At 69.4% G+C, this 26,433-nt stretch carries 24 protein-coding genes and 1 tRNA gene; 16 read left to right on the plus strand and 9 right to left on the minus strand.

Annotation, left to right across the window (positions count from 1 at the left end; translation table 11 throughout):
- Window positions 1–18: 18 nt before the first annotated feature.
- Window positions 19–1,449, minus strand: coding sequence for a M1 family metallopeptidase (locus ACFPLC_RS21745; protein WP_378208047.1), 1,431 nt, complete (start codon window positions 1,447–1,449; stop codon window positions 19–21).
- 317 nt (window positions 1,450–1,766) lie between these two features.
- Between ACFPLC_RS21745 and ACFPLC_RS21750 the strand changes: the two genes are divergently transcribed.
- Window positions 1,767–2,354: a DinB family protein gene (locus ACFPLC_RS21750; protein ID WP_378208045.1), complete on the plus strand. Its 588-nt coding sequence runs from the start codon at window positions 1,767–1,769 to the stop codon at window positions 2,352–2,354.
- 11 nt (window positions 2,355–2,365) lie between these two features.
- On the opposite strand, the gene ACFPLC_RS21755 is transcribed toward ACFPLC_RS21750, so the two are convergent.
- From ACFPLC_RS21755 to ACFPLC_RS21770, 4 genes are all read right to left on the minus strand, one after another.
- Complete coding sequence (locus tag ACFPLC_RS21755; protein ID WP_378208042.1) at window positions 2,366–2,782, minus strand: ATP-binding protein; 417 nt, start codon at window positions 2,780–2,782, stop codon at window positions 2,366–2,368.
- Between the two features lie 115 nt (window positions 2,783–2,897).
- Window positions 2,898–4,040, minus strand: coding sequence for an FkbM family methyltransferase (locus tag ACFPLC_RS21760; RefSeq protein ID WP_378208039.1), 1,143 nt, complete (start codon window positions 4,038–4,040; stop codon window positions 2,898–2,900).
- A 59-nt stretch (window positions 4,041–4,099) separates the two neighbouring features.
- On the minus strand, window positions 4,100–5,380 hold the full coding sequence (locus ACFPLC_RS21765; protein WP_378208036.1) for a GDSL-type esterase/lipase family protein: 1,281 nt from the start codon (window positions 5,378–5,380) through the stop codon (window positions 4,100–4,102).
- Between the two features lie 203 nt (window positions 5,381–5,583).
- Complete coding sequence (locus ACFPLC_RS21770) at window positions 5,584–6,378, minus strand: MerR family transcriptional regulator (RefSeq protein WP_378208034.1); 795 nt, start codon at window positions 6,376–6,378, stop codon at window positions 5,584–5,586.
- 78 nt (window positions 6,379–6,456) lie between these two features.
- Here ACFPLC_RS21770 and ACFPLC_RS21775 point away from each other — a divergent pair, with 78 nt between their 5' ends.
- Complete coding sequence (locus ACFPLC_RS21775) at window positions 6,457–6,819, plus strand: nuclear transport factor 2 family protein (protein ID WP_378208031.1); 363 nt, start codon at window positions 6,457–6,459, stop codon at window positions 6,817–6,819.
- Window positions 6,820–6,847: 28 nt separating this feature from the next.
- On the plus strand, window positions 6,848–7,636 hold the full coding sequence (locus ACFPLC_RS21780) for an SDR family oxidoreductase (RefSeq protein WP_378208028.1): 789 nt from the start codon (window positions 6,848–6,850) through the stop codon (window positions 7,634–7,636).
- 127 nt (window positions 7,637–7,763) lie between these two features.
- On the opposite strand, the gene ACFPLC_RS21785 is transcribed toward ACFPLC_RS21780, so the two are convergent.
- Window positions 7,764–8,672: a LysR family transcriptional regulator gene (locus ACFPLC_RS21785; RefSeq protein WP_378235891.1), complete on the minus strand. Its 909-nt coding sequence runs from the start codon at window positions 8,670–8,672 to the stop codon at window positions 7,764–7,766.
- Window positions 8,673–8,776: 104 nt separating this feature from the next.
- Between ACFPLC_RS21785 and ACFPLC_RS21790 the strand changes: the two genes are divergently transcribed.
- From ACFPLC_RS21790 to ACFPLC_RS21805, 4 genes are all read left to right on the plus strand, one after another.
- Entirely contained in the window at window positions 8,777–9,280 is a 504-nt protein-coding gene (locus ACFPLC_RS21790) for a nuclear transport factor 2 family protein (RefSeq protein ID WP_378235892.1), read from the plus strand.
- Window positions 9,281–9,312: 32 nt separating this feature from the next.
- Window positions 9,313–10,227, plus strand: a complete 915-nt coding sequence (locus ACFPLC_RS21795) for an NADP-dependent oxidoreductase (protein WP_378205415.1) — start codon at window positions 9,313–9,315, stop codon at window positions 10,225–10,227.
- Window positions 10,228–10,317: 90 nt separating this feature from the next.
- On the plus strand, window positions 10,318–11,352 hold the full coding sequence (locus ACFPLC_RS21800; RefSeq protein ID WP_378235893.1) for an EcsC family protein: 1,035 nt from the start codon (window positions 10,318–10,320) through the stop codon (window positions 11,350–11,352).
- Between the two features lie 471 nt (window positions 11,353–11,823).
- Window positions 11,824–13,941 carry an acyltransferase family protein gene (locus tag ACFPLC_RS21805; RefSeq protein ID WP_378205409.1) on the plus strand — a complete coding sequence of 706 codons (2,118 nt, stop codon included), beginning with the start codon at window positions 11,824–11,826 and terminating at the stop codon, window positions 13,939–13,941.
- Here the strand turns inward: ACFPLC_RS21805 and ACFPLC_RS21810 are convergent.
- On the minus strand, window positions 13,883–14,590 hold the full coding sequence (locus tag ACFPLC_RS21810) for a TetR/AcrR family transcriptional regulator C-terminal ligand-binding domain-containing protein (protein ID WP_378205406.1): 708 nt from the start codon (window positions 14,588–14,590) through the stop codon (window positions 13,883–13,885). The two genes, ACFPLC_RS21805 and ACFPLC_RS21810, sit on opposite strands and share 59 nt — an antisense overlap.
- A gap of 62 nt (window positions 14,591–14,652) precedes the next feature.
- Between ACFPLC_RS21810 and ACFPLC_RS21815 the strand changes: the two genes are divergently transcribed.
- The gene (locus ACFPLC_RS21815; protein WP_378205403.1) at window positions 14,653–15,693 is read left to right on the plus strand and encodes an amidohydrolase family protein; all 1,041 of its coding nucleotides are present in this window, start codon (window positions 14,653–14,655) and stop codon (window positions 15,691–15,693) included.
- 231 nt (window positions 15,694–15,924) lie between these two features.
- Entirely contained in the window at window positions 15,925–16,293 is a 369-nt protein-coding gene (locus tag ACFPLC_RS47545; protein ID WP_417281634.1) for an SCO4402 family protein, read from the plus strand.
- 873 nt (window positions 16,294–17,166) lie between these two features.
- Here the strand turns inward: ACFPLC_RS47545 and ACFPLC_RS21820 are convergent.
- Window positions 17,167–17,307, minus strand: a complete 141-nt coding sequence (locus tag ACFPLC_RS21820) for a hypothetical protein (RefSeq protein ID WP_378205400.1) — start codon at window positions 17,305–17,307, stop codon at window positions 17,167–17,169.
- A 124-nt stretch (window positions 17,308–17,431) separates the two neighbouring features.
- On the opposite strand from ACFPLC_RS21820, the gene ACFPLC_RS21825 reads away from it, so the two are divergent.
- Window positions 17,432–17,632, plus strand: coding sequence for a pentapeptide repeat-containing protein (locus tag ACFPLC_RS21825; protein ID WP_378236276.1), 201 nt, complete (start codon window positions 17,432–17,434; stop codon window positions 17,630–17,632).
- Here ACFPLC_RS21825 and ACFPLC_RS21830 read toward each other — a convergent pair.
- Window positions 17,624–17,696 (minus strand) — tRNA-Ala (locus tag ACFPLC_RS21830). The genes ACFPLC_RS21825 and ACFPLC_RS21830 overlap by 9 nt on opposite strands.
- A gap of 270 nt (window positions 17,697–17,966) precedes the next feature.
- On the opposite strand from ACFPLC_RS21830, the gene ACFPLC_RS21835 reads away from it, so the two are divergent.
- From ACFPLC_RS21835 to ACFPLC_RS21860, 6 genes are all read left to right on the plus strand, one after another.
- Window positions 17,967–20,132: an RICIN domain-containing protein gene (locus ACFPLC_RS21835; RefSeq protein WP_378205397.1), complete on the plus strand. Its 2,166-nt coding sequence runs from the start codon at window positions 17,967–17,969 to the stop codon at window positions 20,130–20,132.
- Window positions 20,133–20,266: 134 nt separating this feature from the next.
- On the plus strand, window positions 20,267–20,836 hold the full coding sequence (locus ACFPLC_RS21840; protein WP_378205394.1) for an HdeD family acid-resistance protein: 570 nt from the start codon (window positions 20,267–20,269) through the stop codon (window positions 20,834–20,836).
- Window positions 20,837–20,849: 13 nt separating this feature from the next.
- Window positions 20,850–21,776 carry a ribonuclease Z gene (locus tag ACFPLC_RS21845; protein WP_378205391.1) on the plus strand — a complete coding sequence of 309 codons (927 nt, stop codon included), beginning with the start codon at window positions 20,850–20,852 and terminating at the stop codon, window positions 21,774–21,776.
- 10 nt (window positions 21,777–21,786) lie between these two features.
- Window positions 21,787–23,439 carry an FAD-dependent oxidoreductase gene (locus ACFPLC_RS21850; RefSeq protein ID WP_378205388.1) on the plus strand — a complete coding sequence of 551 codons (1,653 nt, stop codon included), beginning with the start codon at window positions 21,787–21,789 and terminating at the stop codon, window positions 23,437–23,439.
- A complete protein-coding gene (locus ACFPLC_RS21855; RefSeq protein WP_378205386.1) occupies window positions 23,436–24,857 on the plus strand; it encodes an ATP-binding protein in 1,422 nt (473 codons plus the stop codon). Before ACFPLC_RS21850 ends, ACFPLC_RS21855 begins: the two co-directional genes overlap by 4 nt.
- On the plus strand, window positions 24,857–26,350 hold the full coding sequence (locus tag ACFPLC_RS21860; protein ID WP_378205383.1) for a carboxylesterase/lipase family protein: 1,494 nt from the start codon (window positions 24,857–24,859) through the stop codon (window positions 26,348–26,350). Before ACFPLC_RS21855 ends, ACFPLC_RS21860 begins: the two co-directional genes overlap by 1 nt.
- Window positions 26,351–26,433 lie beyond the last annotated feature (83 nt).

The raw sequence follows: 26,433 nt of genomic DNA on the forward strand, positions 1-26,433 counted from the left end.
CCACCGGGACCTGCAGCGTCACCTGGTCAGCTGAGGTTTGCCCGGCTGGTAGAGCCACGTCTGGAAGAACGAGGCGAGGTTCCGGCCGGTCAGCCGCTCGACGAACTGGATGAACTGCCGGGTCGAGACGGTGCCGTACCGGTTCGCCGTCGGCCACTGCTTCAGCACGTCGAAGAAGGCGCGGTCGCCGATCTTCGTGCGCAGTGCCTGCAGCGCCATCGCGCCGCGGTTGTAGACCAGGTCGTCGAAGATGTGGTCACGTCCGGGGTCGGCGACCTTGCCGCTCCAGTCCTTCTCGTCGGCGTAGGCCTTCGCGAAGGTCTCCTGCACCGGGACGTTGTTGAACTTCTCCTGATAGAGCCATTCCGAGTAGGTCGCGAAGCCTTCGTTGAGCCAGATGTCCGACCAGCGCACCGGGGTGAGGCTGTCGCCGAACCACTGGTGGCCGAGTTCGTGGGCGAGCAGGTCGCCGTCGACGTCGCTGGTGTCCTGGTCGTAGACCGGCCGGCTCTGCGTCTCGAGGGCGTAGCCGACGCCGACGTCGGCGAGGATGCCGCCGGTCGAGTCGAACGGGTATTGCCCGTACATCGACGATTCCCACTGGACGATCTGCGCCGTGGTTTCGTTGAACACCTTGCCCTGACCAGGTTGGGTATCGATCGACCGGCCGATCGCGGTGATGTTCGGCAGGCCGCCGACCGCCACACCGCGGGTCACGTCGTAGTTCCCGATCGCGAGCATGCTCAGCTCGCTGGCCATCGGCCGGTTCATGGACCAGCGGAAGGTGGTCTGGTGATCGTGCGTGGTGGTGGGCCCGGGTTCGCCGTTGGCCAGCACGGTGAGCCCGGCCGGCACGGTGATGGTCTGGGTGTAGGTGGCTTTGTCGGCGGTGGTGTCGTTCACCGGGTAGTAGGTCGCCGCGCCGATCGGCTGGTTGAGCGCGACCGCGCCGTCCTTGGTGGCGACCCAGCCGGAGACGCCCAGCGCGGGATCGTCGATCTTCTGCGGGACACCGGCGTAGGAAACCGAGACGACGAACGGGCTGCCCTTCCGCAGCCCGTACGGCGGGGTGATCACCAGCTCCTGGGCGCCGCTGCGGGTGAAGGCGGCGTTCCGGCCGTTCACCGAGAGCTTGCTGATCGTCAGCGGTCCCTGGAAATCCAGGTCGAACCGGGAGAGATCCTGGGTGGCCGTGGCGAAGATCGTCGTGGTCGCGTCGATGGCCCCGGTACCGGGGCTGAACGCCAGCCGGATGTCGTAGTGGCCGACGTCGTAGCCGCCGTTGCCCATGTCGGGGAAGTACGGATCCCCGGCGCCGGGCGCACCGGGGGAGAACCGCGGCGCTGGTGCCGTCGCCGCACCCGCTGGCGTGCCCGTCGCGGCCAGCAGGCCCGCGGTGAGGGCAGAGATGACCAGCAGGTGGCCACGGCCCAGGTTTGCGCCTCGCATCGGTCCTCCTCGGCAAGCATCGACGCTGAAGAGTAGGTCCGACCCGACACCCGGATCAACCCTGTTGCGGCAGGTCAGAAGTCCGGTTCGGGCGGTTGGTGGCCGGTTGTACCACTCGGGTTCCCCGGAGCGGTCAGCACGTCCTGACCTTGCCGCCCGGCACAACGCTGCTGTCGCCGCTCGCCGCAGTCATGGCCCGAGACAGCGCTGCCGTGATGGACTGCCCCGATGGTTTCCCACTACGCCCAGACCGACCGATTCCGCGGTGCTCGGATCCACCTCTGCGACCTCGCGGCCTCGAAATCCGCGATTGCGAGGTGAGCGGCCTGAAGATCGTCGACTGCTACGGCCGCGACATCTCCTTCGCCGGCCCCGCGCGGGCGCTGGCGCGAAACGCGGCTTCACCCGAGGACTACCGGGCGGCCTGGAACGCGATCGAGGCCTTGTGGGGAGCGACGCTCGACCGGGCGAAGCGGCTACCCGAGGCCAAGCTGCACGAGCAGGTCGACGGCGAGTGGTCGTTCGTCGAGACCCAACGGCACCTGCTGTTCGCCTCCGATGCCTGGCTCGGCAACGCCGTCCTCGAGGAGGAAGCGCCGTACCACCCGCTGGGCCTCCCCGCCGGGGGAACACCGCCGGACGAGGCGGCGAAGCTCGGCCTCACCCTCGAAGCCACTCCGACGCTCGACGAAGTGCTCGCACCCCGGCTCGCGCGCATGGCAACGATGCGGCGCGTCTTCGACGGGCTCACGGCGGCCGAGCTCGACCGGGTGTGCGCGCGCAAGCCGGCCGACATGTATCCCGACCAGGAGTACGTCACCCGCCGCTGCCTCAAGGTGGTGCTGAAGGAAGAAGCCGAGCACCACCGGTACGCGGTCCGCGACCTCGCGGTGCTCGAGGGCTGACGCGGTGCCCTCTACCCGGAAGCCACGCCGGTGAGGTCGAGTTCGGCCCACACGGTCTTCCCGGTGGGACGCTGCCACTGACCCCACGAGACGCTCATGCCGGCGACGAGCTTGAGCCCGTGCCCTCCTTCGGCCGAGGGCGGCCGCGGGCAGGCGGGGTCCACGCACGTGTCGTCGACCTCCACGGAGAGCCAGTTGCGTTTGCGCAGCAGGCGGACCTGGCGGGGTGGACTGCCGTGCCGGAGCGCGTTCGAGGCCAGCTCGTCGACCACCAGGAGCGCCTCGACCCGCTGCTCTTCGGGCAGGTCCTGCAGCAGCCGATCGGCCCAGGCCCGCACCCTGGCCAGCTCGGCAAGATCATCGGCGACTTCGAGCGCGACCACACGCAACGAGTCGTCCACCTGGGGCGTCTGCTGTTCGGTGGGCATCGGGGAGGCCCTTCCTGGTCCGCGACTCCGCGTTCGTAGTGCGGGGAGTCGATGTTGGACCCGTGATTACCCAGAGATCGCGACACTGAACCTGCTGACGGCGTGGTGGCCCCGTTCAGGTGGCCCGTCCGAGCAGTCGCGCGTAGATCTCGCGAGGCTTCTTCGCCCAGCGCCAGAGCTTGGTGGCGAAGACGGCTTGGAGTTCCGCCTCGAGACGGTCGCGTTCGGCTGCGGTGCGGCCCACCTCGGCCCGGAGTCGGTGGATTTCCTCGTCGAGCCGCTCGGCGTGGGCGATGGCGGCCTTTCCGGCTTCTTCGGCTTCGGCTTGTGCCGCGAGAGCGGCGGCGAGGTCGTATTCGGTTTCGCCCATGAGGGATTCGCGGTAGCGGGCGTGGGTGACGGGGACCGTGAAGTCCTTGTCGCGTGGGTCGAACGAGACGGCGATGAGGCCGTCGCCGCTGACCGATTCGCCGACGGTGTGCTCGGCGATGACGTGGGCGCCGGCGTCGAGCAGGTTCCGGAGGGCGTTCTGGTGAGTGAGGGGATCGCCGGAGATGCTGTGGTGGTGAGTGGAGACGACCAGGAACCTCACCCGGCCGGCTTCGAAGTCGCCGCGGGCGCGTTCGATCAGGATCGTCTCGGCCCCTTGGACGTCGACGAGGACCAGGTCGGCCCGCTCCAGGCCGGTTTCGGCCAACAGCGACGCCAGGTCGTGCTGGGGGACGTCGTAAACCTGTCCGTCGCTCTCGGCTTCGAACGCCAGCGGCTCGCCGGGCTCGGCGCCCATGGCACCCCGGACGAACCGGACGCGGTCCTCGTAGCCGTTGAGCGCGGTGTTGCGGCGGCCGACGTCGATCCACGCCGGGTCCGGCTCGAGGCCGACCGCCCGGCCGGTGGGGATCGCGTGGCAGAACCAGAGGCCGTAGTACATCCAGAAGCTGCCGAACTCGATCATCGCGGGCGATCCGCCGTCCGCGGCCAGGCGCTCGAGGATCCGGTGGAACACCACCTCTTCCTGGGGTTCGTGGTGACCCCGCAGAGCCCGGATGATTTCGGTCATCCAGGCGCCGTAGTAGCCGCCTTCCTCGACGAGCAGCCCGTTGTGCATGACCTGCACGCGCGTGCCGTCGTGGTCACGGCACGTCCCGGCGTCTTCGACCTTCGGGATGCCGTCGGCGTCGGTGCAGGCCACGGTGGCCCGCATCCGGCCGGCCAGCGCCGGGTCGTACCCGCTGACGTCGGGAACCAGCCGCTCCACAGAGCCTCCAAGTCGGAAAGGGAATTGGAGCCTAACGCCCAGTCAGAGCGCTCATTCCGTCAGTTCAAGATGGACAGGTCGATTGAGTCGGCCATCACGGCGTAGCCGCTGTCGTTGAGGTGGATGCGGTCGCCGCTGTCCCACGCCGGGTTGACCCAGTTCTGGTAGTCGGGTGCGCCGGCATGGGGGTAGTTCGGGTCGGTGTTGCGCACGATCGCGTCGAAGTCGATGACCGCGTCGAAGTGGTCGTCGGTGCGGATGAACTGGTTGACCTGGACACGGTTGGTGTCCTTGGCGTCGTCGTCGCCGAACCACCCGCCGCGGCGCGGGGTCACCGTGGCACCGATTACTCGGAGGCCGGCGGCGTGTGCCCGGTCGGCGAGCTGTTTGAGTCCGTCGATCAGGGTGGCGGCGTCCGTGCCCAGGTAGAGGTCGTTGGAGCCTTCGGCGATGATCACTGTTCGGGCGCCGTGGTGGCCGAGTACGTCCCGGTCGAACCGTTGGGCCGCGGTCGGGCCGATGCCACCGGGGGTGATCAGGGCGTTGCCCGCGACTCCTTCGTTGACGACCGACAGCGGCGTGCCTGCGGCCTGCAACCTGCGCGAGAGCACGTCCGGCCAGGTGCTGAAGGTGTTGACCGTGGCGTGTGCTCCGTCGGCGACCGAGTCACCGAGGACGATCACGGCGCCGGTGGTGTGGCCGCCGGCCACCTCGATGCCGGACACCCAGGCCACGTTGATCCCGCGGCCGGGATACGGGCCGGGATCGGCTGTGTGGTCCCCGGCGCCGCCGCCGAAGTCGGTGCAGTACTCACCGACCAGCCCGAGTTCGTGGTTGGGGTACTCGGTGACGGACCCGGCGGAGAACACGCTGACCGCGAGTTGCTCGCCCGCGGTGACGGGCATGGGTACCGGGTCGCTGAACACCTCGCCGCCGGCCGGGATCGTGACCACGGGTCGGCCGCCGAAGGTGACTTCGTGCAGGGTGGCGGGGACGATGGTGCTGTCGGTGCCGCGTTGCGCGACGGTGACCCGGTTGAACGTGGTGGGCGTGCGGACGAACTGGTTGGTCAGCCGGATGCGGATCTGCGTGCCGTCCGCGCTGACGCGTTCGGCGTTGCGGCAACTGAAGTTCGAGGCGTTCAGCGGCATCGCCTCGTGCATGGCAGCGCCCCAGGCCGCGATCCACTCGGTGCCGGTGGTTCCCGAGGATGCCGACCCGGCCACGCACGCCACGGCCGTCAACGCAGCCAGGCTGACGCCGATACTCCTGATCCACGGGTTCAACAACTGCTCCGGGTCGTAACAGCACAGGTGCGGTTCGTGTTCACGGCGATCCATTGCAGGATGTCCGGCGAAATGAATACGCCGTTCGCCCTCTTCGATTCCCCCATTCGTCGCAATGCGACAAATTGCCACGACTGGCCCAGGTAGGATGTATGGTCCTGCGTGACAGCGCCAGACTAAAACATCAATCTGTGAAACAGCGTTGTGAGGTCAGCCACAATTCAGGTGGCTAAATAACAAAACAGGCGCCAACCGCGTCAGGTGACGCGAAAGACCGGCCAACCGATCTCGGTGCGCCACCCAGCGGGATCGCTCGCGTCACGAGGGCCGACCACGTAGACCTCGCGCACCGGCCCGGCCACCGACATCGCGTTCTCCACCACCCAGGTCCCCAGTTCGCCGTAGGTGACCTCGACGCCGTCGTGCTCGCCGACGTGGGTGGTGACGGCCAGTTCCGCGGCCGGGAGAACCACGGGGTGCACGCGTCCGGTGCGAGGCGGCGCAGCGGTCGGCAGGTAGACGAGCGCGTGACCGCGTTCCTGTTCGAACAGGGCGTTGTCGTAGCAGCCGCCCGGTGGTCCGGTGACGGCGGTGCCGACGGCCGCCTCCAATTCGGCCATCGCGCCGGCGAACCAGGCCGCGACGTCGCCGTGCCCGACCACGGCCTCCACCGCCGCCACCGTCCGGGCGGGCTCCGCACGCAGCTCGACGTCGATCGGCGCGGGGTCGGGCCGGAGCAGGCGCCGCAGCGACACGACCGCGGCCCGGGTGCGGTCGAGCACGTCCTCGAGGCGTTGCAGGTGGTCCGCGACCAGGGCCGCCCGGACATCGGGGTCGGGGGTCCGCAGGATGCGCTGCACGTCGCTCAGGGGGACGTCGAGTTCGCGGAGCCGGTGGATGACCTGCGCGGTCGGGATCTGGTCGACGCCGTAGTAGCGGTAACCGGTGGTCTCGTCCACCACGGCGGGCTCCAGCAGGGCCGCCTCGTGGTACCGGCGCAGGGTCCGCACGCTCAAGTGGGTCAGCCGCGAAAACTCCCCGATGCTCAGCACCTCTCCATTCTGGACTCTCTCCCCCGGGGAGAGTCCACGGCTTGACCCTCCCACGCAATGAGCTCACACGATGGGCTCATGACACAGCACACCGATCTCCCGTCCGACCTGCTCCCGGCCACCGTGCGCGAGTTCTTCGCCGCCCACGTCGTCCGCGACGCCGACACCGCCTCGTCGTTCCTCACCGAGGACGCGGTGATCGTCGACCAGGACGAGACCTTCCGCGGCCGCAAAGAGGTCCACGCGTTCCTGTGGGACGCCGGGTCCGAGTTCGAGTACACGACCGAGCAGATCGGCGCTCGCCGCGTCGACGACACCCGCTGGGTGGTGACCGTGCGGCTCGAGGGCACCTTTCCTGGTGGCGTCGCCGAGCTCGATTACCGGTTCACGCTGCGGGACGACCTCATCGCCGAACTCGTCATCGCCAACCACGCAGCCTGACCTACGTCGATTTTCAGTGGAGAAAGAAATGTCTGGTTCACATCGTGATCGTCTCGACGGCCGCCGGGCGCTGGTCACAGGCGGCTCGAAGGGCTCCGGCAAGGCCGTCGCGGAGAGGCTCCGGGAAATGGGCGCCGACGTGTACGTGACGGCGCGAACGATGCCCGACGGGTACGAGTACCCCGACCGGTTCATCGAAGCGGACGTGACGACGGCCGAAGGCACCAACGCGGTGGCCGCTCGGATCGCCGAGACCGGTGGCGCGCTCGACATCCTGGTGCACGTCGTCGGAGGTGCGTCGACGCCGCCCGGTGGATTCGCGGTCATCACCGATGATCAGTGGCTCACCGAGCTGAACCTCAACTTCCTGGGAGCGGTGCGCCTCGATCGGGCTCTTCTCCCGGCGATGATCGAGTCCGGCGCGGGCGTGGTGCTGCACTTCACGTCGATCCAGCGTGAGCTACCCCTGTACGAGGCGTCCCTGGCGTACGCAGCGGCGAAGGCCGCCCTGCGCACGTACAGCAAGGGACTCGCCAACGAGCTCGCGCCGCGCGGCGTACGGGTCAACGCGATCAGCCCCGGCGGGATCGAGACCGAAGCGTACGAGAGGTTCGTGGACCGGATCGCCGAGGGCAACGGAATCACCCGTGAAGCGGCCAAGCAGACCATCTACGACTCCCTCGGAGGAGTACCGCTGGGACGATTCGCGAACACCGCGGAAATCGCGGACCTCGTCGGATTTCTGGTCTCGGTCCGCGCCTCGGCGATCGTGGGCGCCGAATACGTGATCGACGGCGGAACCGTCCCGACGGTCTGAGCCAGCGCGGCGTCGGCATCTGGGACCGGTCCTCGAACGAGACGCCGTCCACGTTCGTCGACGTCGGGTCGGCCGAAACGTTCCGGGACGAGGACGTCGCCTACGCTGGGTCGTCGTGGAGCCGCGGTCAGCGGTGTGCGGAGACGAGGTCGTAGGCGGCGGCGCCGAAGGCGTGGACGCGGGCGGTGGCGTTGTCGGTGCGCCAGAGCAGGCCCCACTGCAGGGGTGGTGCGTCGTGGAGGTGGACGTAGACGACGTCGGGGCGGGCGTAGTAGCGCCGGACGTTGGCGCCGACGGGGAAGACGCCGTGTCCGGCGCCGACGAGGGTGAGCATTTCCTGGAACGTGGCGGCCGTGCGGCCGGTGCGGATCGGGTGGCCGGCCGGGGTGGTCGCGGGGGTGCGGTCGGCGCGCAGGGAGTCGGGCAGGGTGTCCGGCAGCTGCAGCATGGTGACCGTGGCCAGGTCTTCGACGGAGACGGAGTCACGCCCGGCGAAGGCGTGACCGACCGGGACGGCGAGGAAGCGGGCTTCGGACACCAGCACGGGTCCGCTGTCGATGCCGGGCTCGTGTACGGGGAAGGTCGCCAGCGCGAGGTCGACTTCGCCGTCGCGCAGCCAGGGCATCAGTTCGGCCAGCTGGGCTTCGCGGATGCGGACGTCGCAGTCGGGGTGGCGTTCCCGGAACAGGTCGGTGGCGCCGACCAGCAGCTGGCCGGCGGCCGCGCCGGTGAAGCACACCTGCAGGGTTCCGGTGAACCCGCGGCCGGTCTCGATCGCGTGCGCCACCGCGGCGTTGACCGCGGCCCAGGCGGGCCGTAGGTCGTCGCGGAGCCGGCGGCCCACGGGGGACAGTTCGACCCGGCGGCTGGTGCGGATGAACAGCGGGACCCCGACCCGGCGTTCCAGTTTGCGGATCGTCTGGCTGATCCGGGCGGTGGACACGTGCAGCCGCTCCGCTGTGCGGCCGAAGTGCAGTTCCTCGGCCAGGGTCAGGAACGCCTCCAGCTCGTGCCGCTCGAGCATGTCCGTCCTCACTTCGTTAAGCGTGGCTTCACGATCATGGCACACATCGGCGTTGTTCCGGGGTTCTGCCCGCCGGAGAGTGGAGGCAGCGGAAACCAGTCCACAAAGGAGCAAGGATGTACGTCACCGATGACCACGCGCTGGCCGCCGGGAGCGGCGCGGCAGTCGTGGCCCAGCTGCGGGACCGGGTCGAGATCGTCGACGCGCTCCACCGGTTCGCTCTCGGCCAGGATCTGAAGGACAGGGCACTGTTCGCGTCGGCGTTCACCGCGGACGCCGAGCTCGACTTCCGGCCGGCCGCCGCGAAGTGGGGCGCGCGGCCGCCGCTGATGGCGGCCCGGGACACGATCGTCACCACCATCCTCGGCCTGTTCACCGGCCGGGTGGACACCACGCACCAGGTCACCAACCTGCGTGTCGCCGTCGAGGACGACACCGCGCGGCTGACCGCGCTCGTCGAGGCCCAGCACCTCCTGACCGCCGACCACGGGGTGTTCGCGTTGTTGAAGAACCCTTATGACGTCGAACTGGTCCGGGATGGCGCGCGCTGGCTGATCCACCGCATGCGGATCGACAACACGTGGTTCACCGGCGACCCTGTCGCGATCTTCACCGCCTGACCCCTCCGGAAACGCGAACAAAGGAAGAGCACATGAAAGCCGTCAGAATCCACCAGCCGGGCGGGCCGGAAGGGCTCGTGTACGAGGACGCGCCCGAGCCCTACGCCGGCGTCGGTGACGTGGTCATGCGGGTGCACGCCGCCTCCTTCACCCCCGGCGAGCTGGACTGGCCGGTGACCTGGGTCGACCGGCGTGGCCGGGACCGGACACCGGCCGTTCCGGCCCACGAGGTGTCGGGCGTGGTCACCGCCGTCGGATACGGCACCACCGGGCTGCGGGTCGGCGACCGCGTGTACGGGCTGACCGACCGCCACCGCGACGGGGCGGCGGCCGAGTACCTCTCCGCCGAGGCACGCGATCTGGCGGTCCTGCCCGACACGGTGACCCACGTGGCCGCGGCGGCACTGGCGATGCCGGGGCTGACCGCGTGGCAGGCGCTGTTCACCCACGGGCGGCTGAGCGCCGGTCAGTCCGTCGTCGTCCACGGCGCGGGCGGCGGCGTCGGCACGGTGGCCGTCCAGCTCGCGCGGGATGCCGGCGCGCACGTGATCGGCACCGGCCGTGGCACCCACCGGGAGGCGGCGATCGAAGCGGGGGCGCACGCGTTCGTCGACCTCGACCGGCAGTGGGTCGAAGGCCAGGCCGAGCTGGTCTTCGACACGGTCGGCGAAGACGTGCTCGCCCGCTCGGCCGCCATCGTGCGTCCCGGTGGGACGCTCGTGTCGATCTCCGCGCCACCCCCGGCGGTGCCCGGCGGACGGGCGGTGTATTTCATCGTCGAGCCCGACCGCGCCCAGCTGACCGAACTCGCCGACCGCGTCCGGGCCGGGCGGCTCCGCCCGACGGTCGGAGCCACCTACGCCCTGCCGGACACCCGGCAGGCGTTTCTCGCCAAGCAGAGCGGTGTGCCGGGGAAGGTCGTGCTCAAGGCGGTCGACGACGACTGACCTGGGCGAAACCGCCTACCATGCCCTATGTGTTCGCCGCGGCAGGCGACGCGGTTTCGCTTTCGAGAGGTGGCTGTGGGCATCGAGCAGATGAGCCCGTACGAGCTTGCGGCGTGGCAGGACATCGAGCGTTGGCGTGACGAGCGGTTGGCCGCCGGCGAGCGCCGTCTGGTGCCGCCCCGGGTTCGTGATCGCGTGGTCAAGGGTGGCCGGATGGCCAAGGGACGGCTCGAGCAAGTGCCCGGCGCGGAACAGCTGACCGAGATCGTCGGCAACGCGATCGACGGATTGCTGCGGTTGGTGAACAAGACCAGCGAGGCGACGTTGCGGCGCAAGGCGGTCGTCGCGGCTTATGCCAAGCGTGGGCACACCGTCACCGAACTGAGCGACATCCACCAGCTCGAGTTGGCCGACATCGACAAGGCCAAGCCTCGGCTGGGGCTGCGCTACACGGCGTTCAGCGCGGTCGAGGGCGCCGGCGCCGGGCTGGCGGTCTCCGGCGGTGAACTGCTCACGACAGCCGGCGGCATCTTCGGTGCGGGCGCCGGCGCGGCGCCTGGTGCCGGCACGGTCGCCGCGGCGATGGCGGCCGACGCCGTGCTGGTGCTGGGTGCGATGACGAGGGCGATCGCCCACACCGCCGCATATTACGGCTACGACACCGAATTGCCCCACGAGAGGGTCTTCGCGCTCGGCGTCCTCAACTTCGGGATGGCCCAGCAAGCCGGCAAGACCATCGCGTACGTCCAGTTGAACAAGCTCGTGAACGACCTCGCCCGCAAGGCGGCATGGGACCAGCTGAACAAGAACGGCGTCACGAGGATCGTCAAAGCGTTCTACGAGCGATTCGCACTTCGGCTGACGAAGCAGAAGCTCGGACAGGCCGTACCGGTGGTCGGCATCGTGATCGGCGCCGGACTCAACGCGCGGTTGCTGCACAACCTCACCGAGGACGCCGAGCACCTTTACCGCGAGCGGTTCCTGCGCGAGAAGCACAACCTGAGAACGGTCGATGTCGCCGTGACCACAACGGACGCCGACCTTGTCTCGGACGACGACACGATCCACATCGCGGAGATCGTCGAGGAAGCGACCGCCGCCGAGCAGCCCCCTCGCCAGTCCTAGCGGGGGAGGAGGAAGAGAAGATCCACCGCCACGATGGCGGTGGGCACCGCACACCCGAGCCTCCGGATTCCGGCACACCGAGGCCTTCGAAATAGGCTTGGACATCCGCGAGCAGCGCGTTCCGCATGCTCCGGTCGAACGAGACGTCCAGTTCGGCATCCGACCCGAGGTCGAACCTGTTTTGACCCGTATCCGGGTCGGACGCGATGGCACTGTCGATTTCCAAGGCGTAACCGTATCTGGTGAACGTGTCCCTGAATCCGGTGAAGTGCGGATGACGTTGTCATCCGCGGGTCCAGGCGTCGGATTGGGGTGGGGTAGCTTTACCGGCGCCTGTAACGCCCATCGGACGCACACCGATGGTTCGCGTGGGTCCTGTCGGGACGCACGCGGGGGGTCTTGCGGCGCTCATACCGGACGGCAGTCGCCGGGGGCCGCTGAGGAAACAGAGCCAGGGGGGCTTCGAACATCATGACGTCCACGGTCAGCGCCCGCGCGTCCGTACCCACCGCGCCCGCGAGCACCGGCCACAAACAGCGCGACGACATCCAGGGTCTGCGCGCGCTCGCCGTCGGCCTCGTGCTCGTCTACCACCTCAGGCCGGGGTGGCTGCCCGGCGGCTTCGTCGGCGTCGACGTCTTCTTCGTGATCTCCGGCTACCTGATCATCGGCACCCTGACGGGTGAACTGCGCCGCACCGGGCGGGTCGGGCTGCTCAGCTTCTACGCCCGGCGCATCCGGCGGCTGCTGCCCGCGGCGACCGTCGTGCTGCTGGCCACCGTCGCGGCGACGGTGCTGCTGGTGCCGGTGTCGCGCCGGCCGGAGATCCTGCGCGAGGTGGTGGCGTCCGCGCTGAACGTGCAGAACTGGGTGCTCGCCGTGTTTTCGTCGGACTACGCGACGGCCACCGCCTCCGCCTCGCCCGTGCAGCACTTCTGGTCGTTGAGCGTCGAAGAGCAGTTCTACCTGGTCATCCCGCTGTTGCTGCTGCTCAGCGCGGCGATCGCGCGGCGGTCCGGTTCACGTCCGGTGGCGGTGGCGTTCGGCGCGATCACGGTGCTGACGGTGGCGTCGCTGGTGTTCTCCGCGGTCTACACGCAGATCAACCACGGTCAGGCGTACTTCATCACCCCCACCCGGATGTGGGAGCTGGGCATCGGCGGCCTGACCGCGATGGTCGTCCGCCGGGTGCGCGTGCGCTTCGCCGCGCGGCTGGCGCTGGGCTGGCTGGGCCTGGGCGCGGTGCTGGTCAGCGCTTTCACCTTCGGCACGCACATGGCGTTCCCCGGCTGGATCGCCCTGCTGCCCACGCTGGGCACGGCCGCGCTGCTGGTCGCGGGCACCGCCGAGCGTCCCCGGGCCGGCGAACTGTCGCCGCTGCTGGGCGTGCTGCCGCTGCGCTACGTGGGCGACATCTCCTACAGCCTGTACCTGTGGCACTGGCCGGTGGTGGTCTTCCTGCTGGAGGAGGCGGGTGCCGCCAAGCTCAGCAAGCGTCAGGTGCTGGTCGCCGCGGTGTCGAGCCTGGTGCTCGCGGCGCTGTCGAAGCACCTGGTCGAGGACCCGCTGCGGCGACCGCGGCCCCGTCGCGGGGGTGCGCGGCCGAGGCGCCGCGCCGCTTACGCGCTGGGCGCCTGCATGGTGGTGGTCACCACGGTGGCCGCGACGGTGCCGTGGCAGCTCGCGCAGCACCGCCTCGACGCGCTGAGCGCCGACATCGCGTTGGACGCCGACCACCCTGGCGCGCTCGCGCTGGACCCGGCGCACGTGCTCACCGCGCGCGAGGACGTGCCGGTCGTCCCCGATCCGTCGGTGGCGGCCAAGGACATCGCCTCGGTGTGGCACGACGGCTGCGGCCAGTACGACCCGGTGGCCTATCCGATGAACAGTGACAAGTGCGCCTACGGCCGCGCCGGCGCGGCGAAGACGATGGTCGTCATCGGCGACTCGCACATGACCCAATTCGCCACGGCCCTGATCGACATCGCCAACCGCGCCGGCTGGCGCGTCAAGTTCATGCTCCACGACGGCTGCCCCTTCAGCGCCGCGGCCCCGACCAAGACGCGAGACGCCGACCCGAGCCGACCCGAGCCGTTCGCCGAGTGCCCGGGCCAGGACAAAGTGAAGATCGACTCGATGCTGGCGGACAAGCCCGACCTCCTGGTCACCGCGGCCATGTCCCCCGAGTCCTATCTCAACGACCTCAGGTGGGCGTGGAAGTCCCCGGAGGCGCTCACCGCGGGCTACCGCTCGTACCTCGAAAAGATCACCGCCGCGGGCATCCCCGTCGCCGTCATCAGGGACACGCCCCGCGCCGACGACAACGTCCTCAACTGCCTGCAACGCAACCCAGCCCCGCATTCCTGCGACAAGCCGAGGTCCAAGGCGGTCGACGCCTTCACCGACCCCTTGGCCACGACCGCGGCCACCATCCCCGGCGTGCGGGTCGTGGACTTGACGAACTGGATCTGCACGGCGGACCTGTGCCCGGCGGTCGTGGGCAACGTGGTCGTCTACCGCGACAACCACCTCACGGACACCTACATCCGCACCTTGGCGACCCCCCTCCGCCAGGCCCTGGGAATCTAGCCCCGCCCACTGACCGAGCCTGGCGGTGACCGCGAAACGCGGGTCCAGCGTCGCCCTGGGTGGGCTCATCGGCCGGAGGTCGCACCAGGGGCAGCAGGACCTCGTCGACGATCGCTGTCACCTCGGCCGCGGTCACCGTCCCTGCCTCCATGTGTTCGACGAGGATCAGGCGTGGTCCCACCGCGGCGATCCGGGCGGTGGCCGCGGCGGGGCGTGCCTCCCCGCGCTCGGCGGCGTCGGTCAGCAGGCCGAGGATCAGCTCTTGGCGGGGGCGCAGCACGAGGGCGCGGACCCGGGCGAACAGCTCCGGGTGGCGTGCCCGCTGGGTGATCAGTGGGCGCAGGGCCCGGCCATGCGGTTCGTCGAGCACCCGGGCCAGCCCGCCGAGCAGGGCCAGCAGGTCGCCGCGCAGGGTTCCGGTTTCCGGTGGCCGGGGCTCCCCGAAGCCCGCGTCCGGGTCGGTGAGCGCGGCCAGCACCAGCTCCTCGGGCGTCGCCCACCGCCGGTAGAGCGCCGCCTTGCCGGTCCGCGCGCGGGCCGCGACCTTCTCGAAGCTCAGCTCCTCGAACGAGGTTTCGGCCAGTTCGGCCAGTGCAGCTTCGAGGATCGCGCGGACCAGCGTGTCGCCCCGGCGCCGGGTCTCCACCATCGGGCGCTCCTCTCGGGTACGTTCGTTAGTGAACGATACCGTTCCTTATGAGAGGGTGGGCGATGACGGCCATCACGAACGTCCGCGTCTTCGACGGCGCCGGGCTCACGGAACCGCGGACCGTCTTCGTCGACGGCGGCCGCCTGTCCGGCGAAGCCACCGGTGGCCCGGTGCTCGACGGAACCGGCCAGGTCCTGCTTCCCGGCCTCATCGACGCCCACGTCCACCTGCACGGCCGAGAGAACCTCGAACAGTTCGCCCGGTACGGCGTCACCACGGCCCTGGACATGGCGACGACGTCGGCCGCGCTGCTGGCCGGCCTGCGGAACCAGCCGGGGCTCACCGATATCCGCAGCGCCGGCGTGCCCGCGATCGGGCCGGGCGGGATGCACGCCCGCATGCCCGGCATGCCCGCCGAAGCGGTCATCACCGATCCCGCGCGTGCGGCGGACTTCGTCGCGGCCCGCACCGCGGCCGGGTCGGACTACCTCAAGATCGTGCTCGAAGCACCCGGGGGCGGCGGTCCCGAACTGCCGGTGGCCCGCGCCCTCACCGAAGCCGCGCACGCGGCCGGGCTGCTGGTCGTCGCGCACGCCGCGAGCACCGGGGCGTACACGATGGCACTGGACGCGGGCGTGGACGTCGTCACACACGCGCCGCTCGGACCGCCGATCGCGGACGGCGACCTCACGCGGGCGAAGATCGTCGTACCGACGCTGACGATGATGAAAGGCATCGCGACGGCGACCGGTCGGCCCCAGCTCTACGCAGGCGCGGCGACGTCGGTGACCATGCTTCACCGCGCGGGCGTGGCCGTCCTGGCCGGTACCGACGCGAACGCCGCCCCGGGAGTACCTTTCTCCGTCGCGCACGGCGCGAGCCTGCACGACGAGCTCGAACTGCTCGTCGCCGCTGGACTGTCCACAGTAGAGGCATTGCGCGCCGCGACCGTGTTGCCGGCGAAGCACTTCGGGCTGACCGACCGCGGCGCGATCCGGCCGGGACTGCGCGCAGACCTGCTCCTGCTCGACGGCGACCCGGTCGCCGACATCCGTGCCACCCGCGCGATCAGCCGGGTCTGGTGCGCGGGGGTCGAGCTTTGATTCAGGTGAGAGGACTGCGGCGCGCTCGTTTCGAACATCTGGCGCAGCGGTCAGGCGACCCGGGCGCGGATCCACCCGGACGGATCGGACCGGCCCTGTGGTGCGGCGGGTCACCGTTATAAGCGGCTTCGACGGTGTGAGCCGGATCCTCGGCGCGGATGGCGAGTGCCGAGGTTTCCAGGTGTTGATAAAAGAGCGGAGGACAGATCGGCTCTCGGTCACCATGGACCCGTGAATGTCGCATGGCCGGAACGGCGCGAGGATGTGATCTCCGCACTCGGAGTCGTCTCGGCAGAGCCGCCTACGCTGGACGGTGCGGGCAGGGATACGCGCTTCCCCGACATCACGAACGCTGTCCACTGGCTGGTGGACGACACTTCGTGGGATTCGGAGGACCCAGCCGCGTCCATTGGGACAATCCTCCGCAACAGTGTTGAAGCTGGCGCGATCCGCGCGGTCGTAGCCGCCGTCGTCGGCGTGTCGGATCGTCAAGGTGCCGCGGCTACGGATAGAGAGCCGCGCTGCCCATGCAGCTGGCCAGGCGAAGGAGGTCATAGTGGGAGGAACGACGATCGTGTACGAGCCGTCACTCAGTGCTAGCGGCATGACCCTGTTCGGTTAGCACGGCTTCGTTATCGGGCGTGGCGCGTTCGCTTCGGATGCCGAACTCGCGAAAACCATCGCCCACGAGTCATGCCGCCTGGCGACGTTCCAATCTGCCGGCGGTGTGGGGGCAGGACTGGCGAAGGCGGAAACAGATGCGGCTTTCAAATTTGCCGAACAAGTGGGTCCGTACATTTCGGGAGGGCACTGATGACCCGCTCGGCGTGGATTGAGGCGGCCAAGCGTGTTACCGAGGGTGTTAGGGAAGGATTGCGCTGCCCGGAAATAACGACGAATTCCTTGAAGTGGAATGGTTTCCAGGTCCTCATGGCGGGAATGGCGAGTATCGAATGCGTTGCCCATCGTGTGGTGCCGAGAACTGGGTTCGAGAGGGATGACCTGCGCGGTGGCAGGTGTCCTTGAAGGCTCGATCAAGTACGTGATCGAGAAGCACGATGAAGGGCCCTGACCGTTCTCGACCACGGGAACGTCACCCCGGGCATCCTGATCCACCGGTGGCTTCTGGCCTTACTCGATGGCCAGGTGCAGCTTGGTCGTCCAGCCACCTCGCGATCGGCCCAGCGCGTGATCGGCGGGTTCGGGCTCGCCGACTCCGCCGGGCGGTTCTTTCTGCCGGCCAGTGTCGATGCGGGCGCCTGCCGCGTGCTGATGCGGCCGATTGATCGTGGAATCGGCCACTCGACCCGGGCCGGACCTAGCGGTACCAACTTCTCACCTGCGCTGCCGAGTGCTCACGAGGTCCAGCTTCCGACTCGAAGCGGAATGCGGCCACGTTGCTGTCGTCGAGCACAGCCACACCCAACCCGCTGTGGGGTGGCGGCGCGCAGTTCGCTGACCCGCCGCTACGTTCTACGTCGCGGGGGCGGCGACGTTCGCGGTCAGCAGGGCGCCGACCGGTTGCAGATCCGCCTCGGCGCTCGAACGCCTCGCCCGCGACTCCTCCGACGACCAGCCCACCATCATCGAGGTTTTCACCGCCTTCGTACGCACCAACAACCTCCGCACCGCCCACGAGAAGGACTCAGATTCTCTCTCGCCGGCTACTGACACCCAGGCCGCCCTCACCGTCCTAGGCCGGCGCGACCCCCGCTATGACCACAACACCGTCATCGACCTGCGCGACACCAACCTCACGAAAGCAGACCTCTCCAACGCGAACTTGCGCGATGCGGACGTGGAGCACGCGGTCCTGAAGTACGCGGTCATGGTGCACTCGTACTTCTTCTTGACGAAACTCAAGATCCGTCGCAACGAAAAAACCGCCCTACCTGGACTTTCAGACCCGGTGGGCGGTATTTCGTCACTGTGGAGCTAAGGGGACTCGAACCCCTGACCCCCTCACTGCCAGTGAGGTGCGCTACCAGCTGCGCCATAGCCCCGAGGCGAAGGTGAACTCCGCATCTCGTATGCCCATACAGTACACCCCGCCCAGACGCCCTCCACGCGGGGGTCCCCACAAACCCGCCTCGCGATCCACAACCGTCTGACCAGCAGGTTCACACCTTATTTTTAGTCCTGTATTGACGCCCGACTGTGGCCGCCGTTACATTTTGCGCGGTTGTGACGCCGAGGTCCCCGCCCGTTACGCCGCGTCTCCAACACCGGGCACACCTCTCGATGACGCCGCGTGCGCGGCAGAGGAGGCTTCGATGACGAGACGGCGGGTGATGACGCTGCTCGCGGCAGCGTCGGTCCTGGTCGGAAGCATGGTGACGACGAGCGCTGAAGCAGCGGTGACCCCGGACGGGTGGTACACCGTCGCCGCCAACAGCGGGAAGTGCGTCGATGCCCGGGCCGCCGGGACCGCGAACGGGACCGTCGTCCAGCAGTACGCCTGCAACCAGACCGCCTCGCAGCAGTGGCAGTTCCAGGCCACCGGGGACGGCTACTTCCGAGTCAACGCCCGCGCCAACCCGGCCGCGACCTGGGACGTCAAGGACGTCTCCACCGCCGACGGTGGCCTGCTCCAGCTCTGGACCTACGGGGGCGGCGCGAATCAGCAGTGGCAGGCCGTCGACGAGGGCGGTGGCCGGTATCACTTCGTCAGCCGCAACAGCGGGAAGTGCCTCGACGTCCCCGGGGCGTCCACCGGCGATGTCCAGCTCCAGCAGTACACCTGCAACGGCACCGCCGCCCAGTCCTTCATGCTGACCCCCATGGACACGAGCCAGCCCGACTTCGGCCCGAACGTGGTGATCTTCGACCCGTCCATGCCGAGCTCGACCATCCAGAGCCGGCTCGACAGCATCTTCGCCCAGCAGGAACGCAACCAGTTCGGCGGCCAGCGCTACGCGGTCATGTTCAAGCCCGGCACCTACGCCAACGACGTCAACGTCGGCTTCTACACGCAGGTCCTGGGCCTCGGCCTGAGCCCCGATGCCGTGAACATCAACGGCGCCGTGCACGTCGAGGCCGACTGGTTCCCACCGCAGAACGCCACCCAGAACTTCTGGCGGGGCGCCGAGAACCTGTCGGTGACGCCGAACGGGGGCGCCGACCGGTGGGCGGTCTCCCAGGCCGCGCCCTACCGGCGCATGCACGTCCGCGGCGACCTTCAGCTCGACGACGGCGGCTGGGCCAGCGGCGGCTGGATCTCCGACACGAAGATCGACGGCCAGGTCCGCTCCGGCTCGCAGCAGCAGTGGATCTCCCGCAACTCGCAGTTCGGCAGCTGGAACGGCTCGAACTGGAACATGGTCTTCGCCGGCGTCCAGGGCGCGCCCGCCAACACCTTCCCGACCCCGCCCTACACCACCGTCGGCCAGACGCCGGTCGTGCGCGAAAAGCCGTTCCTCTACATCGACAGCGCCGGCAAGTACCAGGTGTTCGTGCCCGCCACCAAGACCAACGCGTCCGGCACGACCTGGGCCAACGGCGCCGCCCCCGGTACCTCGGTCCCGATCGACCAGTTCTTCATCGCCAAGCCCGGCGCCACCGCCGCGGAGATGAACGCCGCGCTCGCCGCGGGCAAGAACCTGCTGGTCACGCCCGGTGTTTACCACCTGAACCAGACCCTGCGCGTCACCCGACCGGACACCGTCGTGCTCGGCCTGGGCATCGCCACGCTGATCCCCGACAACGGCATCACCGCGATGACCGTGGACGACGTCGACGGCGTCAAGGTCGCCGGCCTGCTGATCGACGCCGGCACGACCAGCTCGAACACGCTCATGCAGGTCGGCCCGGCCGGCTCGAGCGCCGGCCACGCGGCGAACCCGACGTCGCTGCACGACGTGTTCTTCCGGATCGGCGGCGCCGCCGTCGGGAAGGCGGCGAACAGCCTGGTCGTCAACAGCAGCAACGTGATCGGCGACCACATGTGGATCTGGCGCGCCGACCACGCCGAGCGCAACGAGTACGTCGGCTGGACCACGAACACCGCCGACACCGGGCTGATCGTCAACGGCAACGACGTCACGATGTACGGCCTCTTCGTCGAGCACTACCAGAAGACGCAGGTGGTCTGGAACGGCAACGGCGGCCGGACCTACTTCTTCCAGAACGAGATGCCCTACGACGTGCCGAACCAGGCGAGCTGGATGAACGGCTCGACGCCGGGCTTCTCCGCCTACAAGGTGAGCCCGAACGTCACCAGTCACGAAGCGTGGGGGCTGGGCAGCTACTGCTACTTCAGCACGAACCCGTCCGTGGCCAGCGCACACGCGTATGAGGCGCCGAACACGCCGGGCGTCCGGTTCCACGACATGGTGACCGTGTCGCTCAATTACCAGGGCACCATCACGCACGTGATCAACAACACCGGCCCGGCGACGCCGTCCGGGACCAAGGCCGTCAACCTGGTGAGTTACCCCTGAATCACCGGCGTGCGCCGTGGTGGCGGCCGCGGCGCACGCCGGTCCTTTGTGGAATACCCCGAAAGGGGTGTTCCGGGAGCCGGACGGGGGTAATCGTCGCAAACTGAGGTCCCCAATCGATCCGGGAGCGGCAGATGACCTCTTTCGCAGCGTTCACCGTCGTCGAACCCCGCAAGGCCTGGCCGATCGCCGCCGTCCGCGGCGTGTTCGCCGTGCTCTTCGGGCTCTTCGCGCTGATCTGGCCCGGCGCCACCGTCCTCGTCCTGGCGATCCTGTACGGCGTGTACGCGATCATCGACGGCATCGGCGGCCTGATGCAGGCGTTCCGCCCGGGTGACACCGGGCACCGGGTGGCGTACGGCGTCCTCGGCGCGCTCGGCATCATCGCCGGGATCCTCGTCCTGGTCTGGCCCGGCATCACCGTCCTGCTACTGGCCCTGCTGGTCGGCTTCTGGGCGATCATCACCGGCATCGCCGAGATCGCCGCGGCGGTCCGGCTGCGCAAGCAGATCAAGGGCGAGGCGTTCCTCATCGCGGCCGGCGCGATCTCCGTGCTCGCCGGGGTGCTCATCGTGATCAACCCGATCGCCGGCGCGTACGGCATCGCCCTGCTCGTCGGGATTTACGCGCTGCTGTACGGGATCGTGCTGCTCGTGCTGGCCTTCCGGCTGCGCAAACTGGGGGACACGGCCCGAGAAGCCTGAGTACCGTGCGGGGGTGTCGACCCGCGAACTGGTGGTGCTGGGCACCGCGAGCCAGGTGCCCACGCGCCACCGCAACCAGAACGGCTACCTCCTCCGCTGGGACGGCGAGGGCATCCTCTTCGACCCCGGCGAAGGCACCCAGCGCCAGATGCTGCGGGCCGGTGTCGCCGCCACGGACGTCACGCGGATCTGCGTCACGCACTTCCACGGCGACCACAGCCTCGGCCTGCCCGGGGTGATCCAGCGGCTGTCGCTGGACAAGGTGCCGCACCCGGTCCACGCCCACTTCCCGGCCTCCGGCGCGCACTACTTCGCGCGGATGCGGCACGCGTCGGCCTTCTACGAGCAGGCCGACCTGCGGGAACACCCGATCGCCGAGGACGGCCCGATCGCCACCGGGAAGCTCACCCTCGAGGCGAGGCGGCTGAGCCACCCCGTCGAGGCGTTCGGCTACCGGCTGGTCGAGCCGGACGGCCGCACGATGCTCCCGGAGAAACTGCGCGAACGCGGCATCGCGGGCCCGGACGTCGGCCGGCTCCAGCGGGAGGGGCGCCTGGGGGCCACGAACCTCGAGGACGTCAGCGAGCCGCGGCCCGGCCAGCGGTTCGCGTTCGTGATGGACACCCGCCTGTGCGACGCGGTCTACGCCCTCAGCGAAAACGCCGACACGCTGGTGATCGAATCGACGTTCCTCGCCGAGGATACGTCCCTGGCGGAGGACTTCGGCCACCTGACCGCCCGGCAGGCCGCCCGGGTCGCCGCCGAGTCCGGCGTCCGGCAGCTCGTGCTGACCCACTTCTCGCAGCGCTACCCCGATCCGGAACGCTTCGAAGCCGAAGCGCGGGCCGAGTTCGACGGCGAGATCGTCGTCGCGCAGGACCTGGAGCGGGTCCAGGTGCCGAAACGGCGTTCTTTCCCCACGGGGCAAGAAGCGCCGTAGGCTGCATCTCGTGAGCCAGCCGATCCTCATGACCGTCGACGACGATCCCGCCGTGTCCCGCTCGGTCGCCCGTGACCTGCGCCGGCGCTACGGGAAGGACTACCGCGTCATCCGCGCCGACTCCGGCCCGGACGCCCTCGACGCGCTGCGCGAGATCAAGCTGCGCGGCGACGCCGTCGCGGCGATCCTCGCCGACTACCGGATGCCGCAGATGGACGGGATCGCCTTCCTCGAGAAGGCGATGGACCTGTTCCCGCACGCCCGCCGTGCCCTGCTGACCGCCTACGCCGACACCGACGCCGCGATCCAGGCGATCAACGTCGTCGACGTCGACCACTATCTGCTCAAGCCGTGGGACCCGCCGGAGGAGAAGCTCTACCCGGTCATCGACGCCCTGGTCGAGACGTGGAAGGCGGTCGGCGACAAGCCGGTCGAAGAGGTCAAGCTCCTCGGCCACAAGTACTCGTCCCCGTCGTTCCACATGCGCGACTTCCTCGCGCGCAACGCCGTGCCGTACCGCTGGTACTCCGTCGACGAGGACGAGGGCAAACGCCTGCTCCAGGCGGCCGAGGCCACCGAAGCCGACATCCCGGTGGTCGTCACCCCGGACGGCACCGTCCTCAAGAACCCCAGCGGCAGCGAGATCGCCGACGCGGTCGGCCTGTCGACCCGGCCGGCGCAGGAGTTCTACGACCTCGTCGTCATCGGCGGCGGCCCGGCCGGCCTCGGCGCCGCGGTGTACGGCGCTTCCGAGGGCCTGCGCACGGTGCTCGTCGAGAAGAAGGCCACCGGCGGCCAGGCCGGCACGAGCTCGCGCATCGAGAACTACCTCGGCTTCCCGGACGGCGTGTCGGGCGCGCAGCTGACCGACCGGGCGCGGCGCCAGGCGCAGAAGTTCGGCGCCGAGGTGCTGACCGCCCGGGACGTCGTCGGCCTGGAAGCCCGCGGTTCGTCGCGGGTGATCACCTTCGGTGACGGCAGCGAGATCGCCGCGCACTCGGTGATCCTCGCCAGCGGCGTGAACTACCGCGCACTGGACGCCGAAGGTGTCGCGGAGCTCACCGGCCGCGGCGTCTACTACGGCTCGGCCGCGACCGAGGCACCCGAGTGCAAGGGCGAGCACGTCTACATCGTCGGCGGCGCCAACTCCGCCGGGCAGGCCGCGGTGTTCTTCGCCAAGCACGCCAGCGACGTGACGATCCTGGTGCGCGGTGCCTCGCTGGAGGCGTCGATGTCGCACTACCTGATCGAGCAGATCGCGGGCATCGGCAACATCCACGTCCGCACGCACACCACGGTCAAGCAGGTGCACGGCGACGGCCACCTCGAGCGGCTCACGCTCTGCGAGAACGGCGTCACCGAGACGGTCGAGACCGGGCACCTGTTCATCTTCATCGGCGCCGCCCCGCGCACCGACTGGCTCGGCGACGCCATCCACCGCGACGAGCACGGGTTCGTGTGCACCGGCCCGGACCTCCGGAGCGCCGGGCAGCGGCCGGCGGGCTGGCCGCTCGACCGTGACCCGTACTACCTCGAGTCGTCGATCCCGGGCGTGTTCGTGGCCGGTGACGTGCGGTCCCAGTCGGTCAAGCGGGTGGCCTCCGCGGTCGGCGAGGGCGCGATGGCCGTGACGCTGGTACACCGGTACCTGGAGGAACAATGAGCGCACTGCCGCGGGAAGAGCTTCGCGGCCTCTTCCTGTTCGAACACCTTTCCGAAGAGCAGCTCGACTGGGTCGCCGCCAACGCCGTGCTCGAGGAGTACGAAGGCGACAGCTTCGTCATCCGCGAAGGCGACGAGGCGACCTGCTTCTACGTGATCCTGAACGGCGCCGTCCGGATGACCCGCCTGGTCAGCGGCACCGAAGTCGAGACGAACCGGTCCGACCAGCGCGGCGCCTACTTCGGCGCGACGCAGTTCTTCGTGCACCAGGAAGCCGAGCACCGCTACGGCGCTTCGGTGCAGGCGCTGAGCGACCTGACGCTGCTCGCGCTGCCCGCCGCGGAGTTCTCCGTCGAGTTCCGCCGGTGGTTCCCGATGGCGACGCACCTGCTGGAAGGCATGTACCTCGGCTGGCGCAACAGCGACACGGTGATCGGCTCCCGCCGCCGTCTCCTGGCGCTGGGCGAGCTGTCGGCCGGCCTGACGCACGAGCTGAACAACCCGGCCGCGGCCGCCGTCCGGGCGACGTCCGCCCTGCGCGAACGCGTCGCCGGGATGCGGCACAAGCTCGCCTTCCTGGCAAAGAAGGACATCGAGCCGGAGCTGCTCTACCAGCTCATCGACGTCCAGGAACGCCTGGTCAAGCAGGTCGCGCAGGCGGAAAAGCTGACGGCGATGCAGCAGGCCGACCGCGAAGACGAGATCAGCGACTGGTTCGACGAGCGCGAGATCGACGGCGGCTGGGACCTCGCCGACATCTACGTCCGCGCCGGGCTGACCACGGCCGACCTGGACCACGTCCTCGAGCAGGTGGGCGACACCTTCATCGACGGCGCCGTGCGCTGGCTCGCCTACGCCCTCGAAACCGAGATGCTCATGGGCGAGATCGAGGACTCCACCACGCGCATCTCCGCCCTTGTCGGCAAGGCCAAGCAGTACTCGCAGATGGACCGGGCGCCGCACCAGTGGGTCGACGTCCACGACGGCCTCGACTCCACGCTCGTGATGCTGTCGGGCAAGATCGGCGGCGGTGTCCGGGTCGTCAAGGAGTACGACCGCAGCCTGCCGAAGATCCCGGCGTACCCGGCCGAGCTGAACCAGGTCTGGACGAACATCATCGACAACGCCCTCGGCGCGATGAAAGGCGAGGGCACGCTGACCCTGCGGACGTGGGGGGAGAACGACCAGGTCCGCGTCGAGATCGGCGACACCGGCCCGGGCATCCCCGCGGACATCAAGCCGCGGATCTTCGAGCCGTTCTTCACGACCAAGCCGGTCGGCGAGGGCACCGGGCTGGGCCTGGACATCTCGTGGAAGATCGTCGTCGAACGGCACCAGGGCGACCTGCGCGTCGAGTCCGAGCCGGGGAACACCCGGTTCGAGGTCTGCCTGCCGACGGTCGAGCAGGCCTCGCTCTGATGGCTTCCGTCCCGACGGTCACGACCGAACTCGGGGCGCTGGTCGGGCTGGCGGGTGACGGCGTCCGCGTCTGGCGCGGGATCCCGTACGCCCGCCCGCCGGTCGGCGAGCTGCGGTGGAAGGCGCCGCAGCCGCCGTCGCTGTCCGGCGGGGTGCACGTGGCCACCGAGTACGGCCCGCACGCGATGCAGTCGCCGGACCCGATGAACCCGGCCGCCGTGTGCGACGAGGACTGCCTGTACCTCAACGTCTGCACGCCGGAGGGACCCGCGCCGGCGGGTGGCTGGCCGGTGCTGTTCTGGCTGCACGGCGGCGGTTACCGCGTCGGCCACGGCGAGCAGCTGGGGGACGGCGAGGAGTTCGCGCGCGCCGGGATCGTCGTCGTCACGATCAACTACCGGCTCGGGTCGCTCGGCTTCCTGCACCTCGCCGGGATCTTCGGTTCCGCTGAACCGGACGCCGGTGTGTGCGGCTTCCTCGACCAGGTCGAGGCCCTGAAGTGGGTGCGCCGCAACATCTCCGCGTTCGGCGGCGATCCGGCGCGGATCACGGTTTACGGCGTGTCGGCGGGCGCGAAGAGCATCGGGAACCTGATGGGCAGCCCGCTCGGCGCGGGGCTGTTCGCGCAGGCCATCAGCAGTTCCGGCGGGGCGGACCACGTGGCGACGCCGGAGGCCGGGACGGCGCTGGCGCGGCGGCTGCTGGACGAGGTCGGCTGCCACGACCTCGCGGCGCTGCGCTCGCTGCCGGCCAAGGAGTTCGTCGAGGCGCAGGAACGGATCCTGAGCGGGTTCCAGGCGTTGTGGCTGTGGCGTCCGACGTTGCACCCGACGGCGCTGCCGGAGGTGCCGATCGGGCCGATCCGGCGGGGGAGCGCGGCCGGGATTCCGTTGCTGGTCGGCTGCAACAGCAACGAAGGCAGCACGTACGCGATGATGCTCGGCGAAGATGTCGCCACCGCGCCGGCTTCCGGTGTGCTCTCGGGCATCCTCGGTGATTCGGGCGCTTCACGGCTGCTCGAGACGTATCTTCGCCGAGTGCCCGATCTGCAGGCCGCTCGGATCGCCGCGATGGGCGACGAGCGGTACGGGATTCCGACGCAGCGGCTCGCCGACGCGCAGTCCGCGCACGCTCCCGTCTACCGGTACCGGATCGACATCGCCGCGCCCGGGGTGCCCGAGCAGCTCGACGGCGGGCACGGGACGGAAACCACGATGGCCTGGAAGGTGCCGCTTCCGTTGGCCGCACAGGGAACCGCGGTGAACCCGGCGCGCGAGCGGGCCGCGTTGCTCATCCACCGGTGCTGGGTGGGGTTCGTGCGGTCCGGCGTCGCGTCGGCCGACGGACCGGAATGGCCGTCGTACGGGCCGGAACTGCGGCCGGTCATGGTGTTCCGGGAGGACACGGACCTGGTGCTCGATCCACGGGCGGACGAGCGCGCGGCCTGGGGCGACGTCGAGTGGGCGTCGGGAACGTGGTTCCCGGTGTCCTGAGGTACCTCTACCCTTGTGAGTGATGATGTTCGAACACGTGTGCGAGTAGCGTGTTCGTTGTCCGGCATTGCCCGGCTCATCGA

This window comes from Amycolatopsis plumensis (genome assembly GCF_042652605.1).
In the GTDB taxonomy this organism is placed as follows: Bacteria; Actinomycetota; Actinomycetes; order Mycobacteriales; family Pseudonocardiaceae; genus Amycolatopsis; species Amycolatopsis plumensis.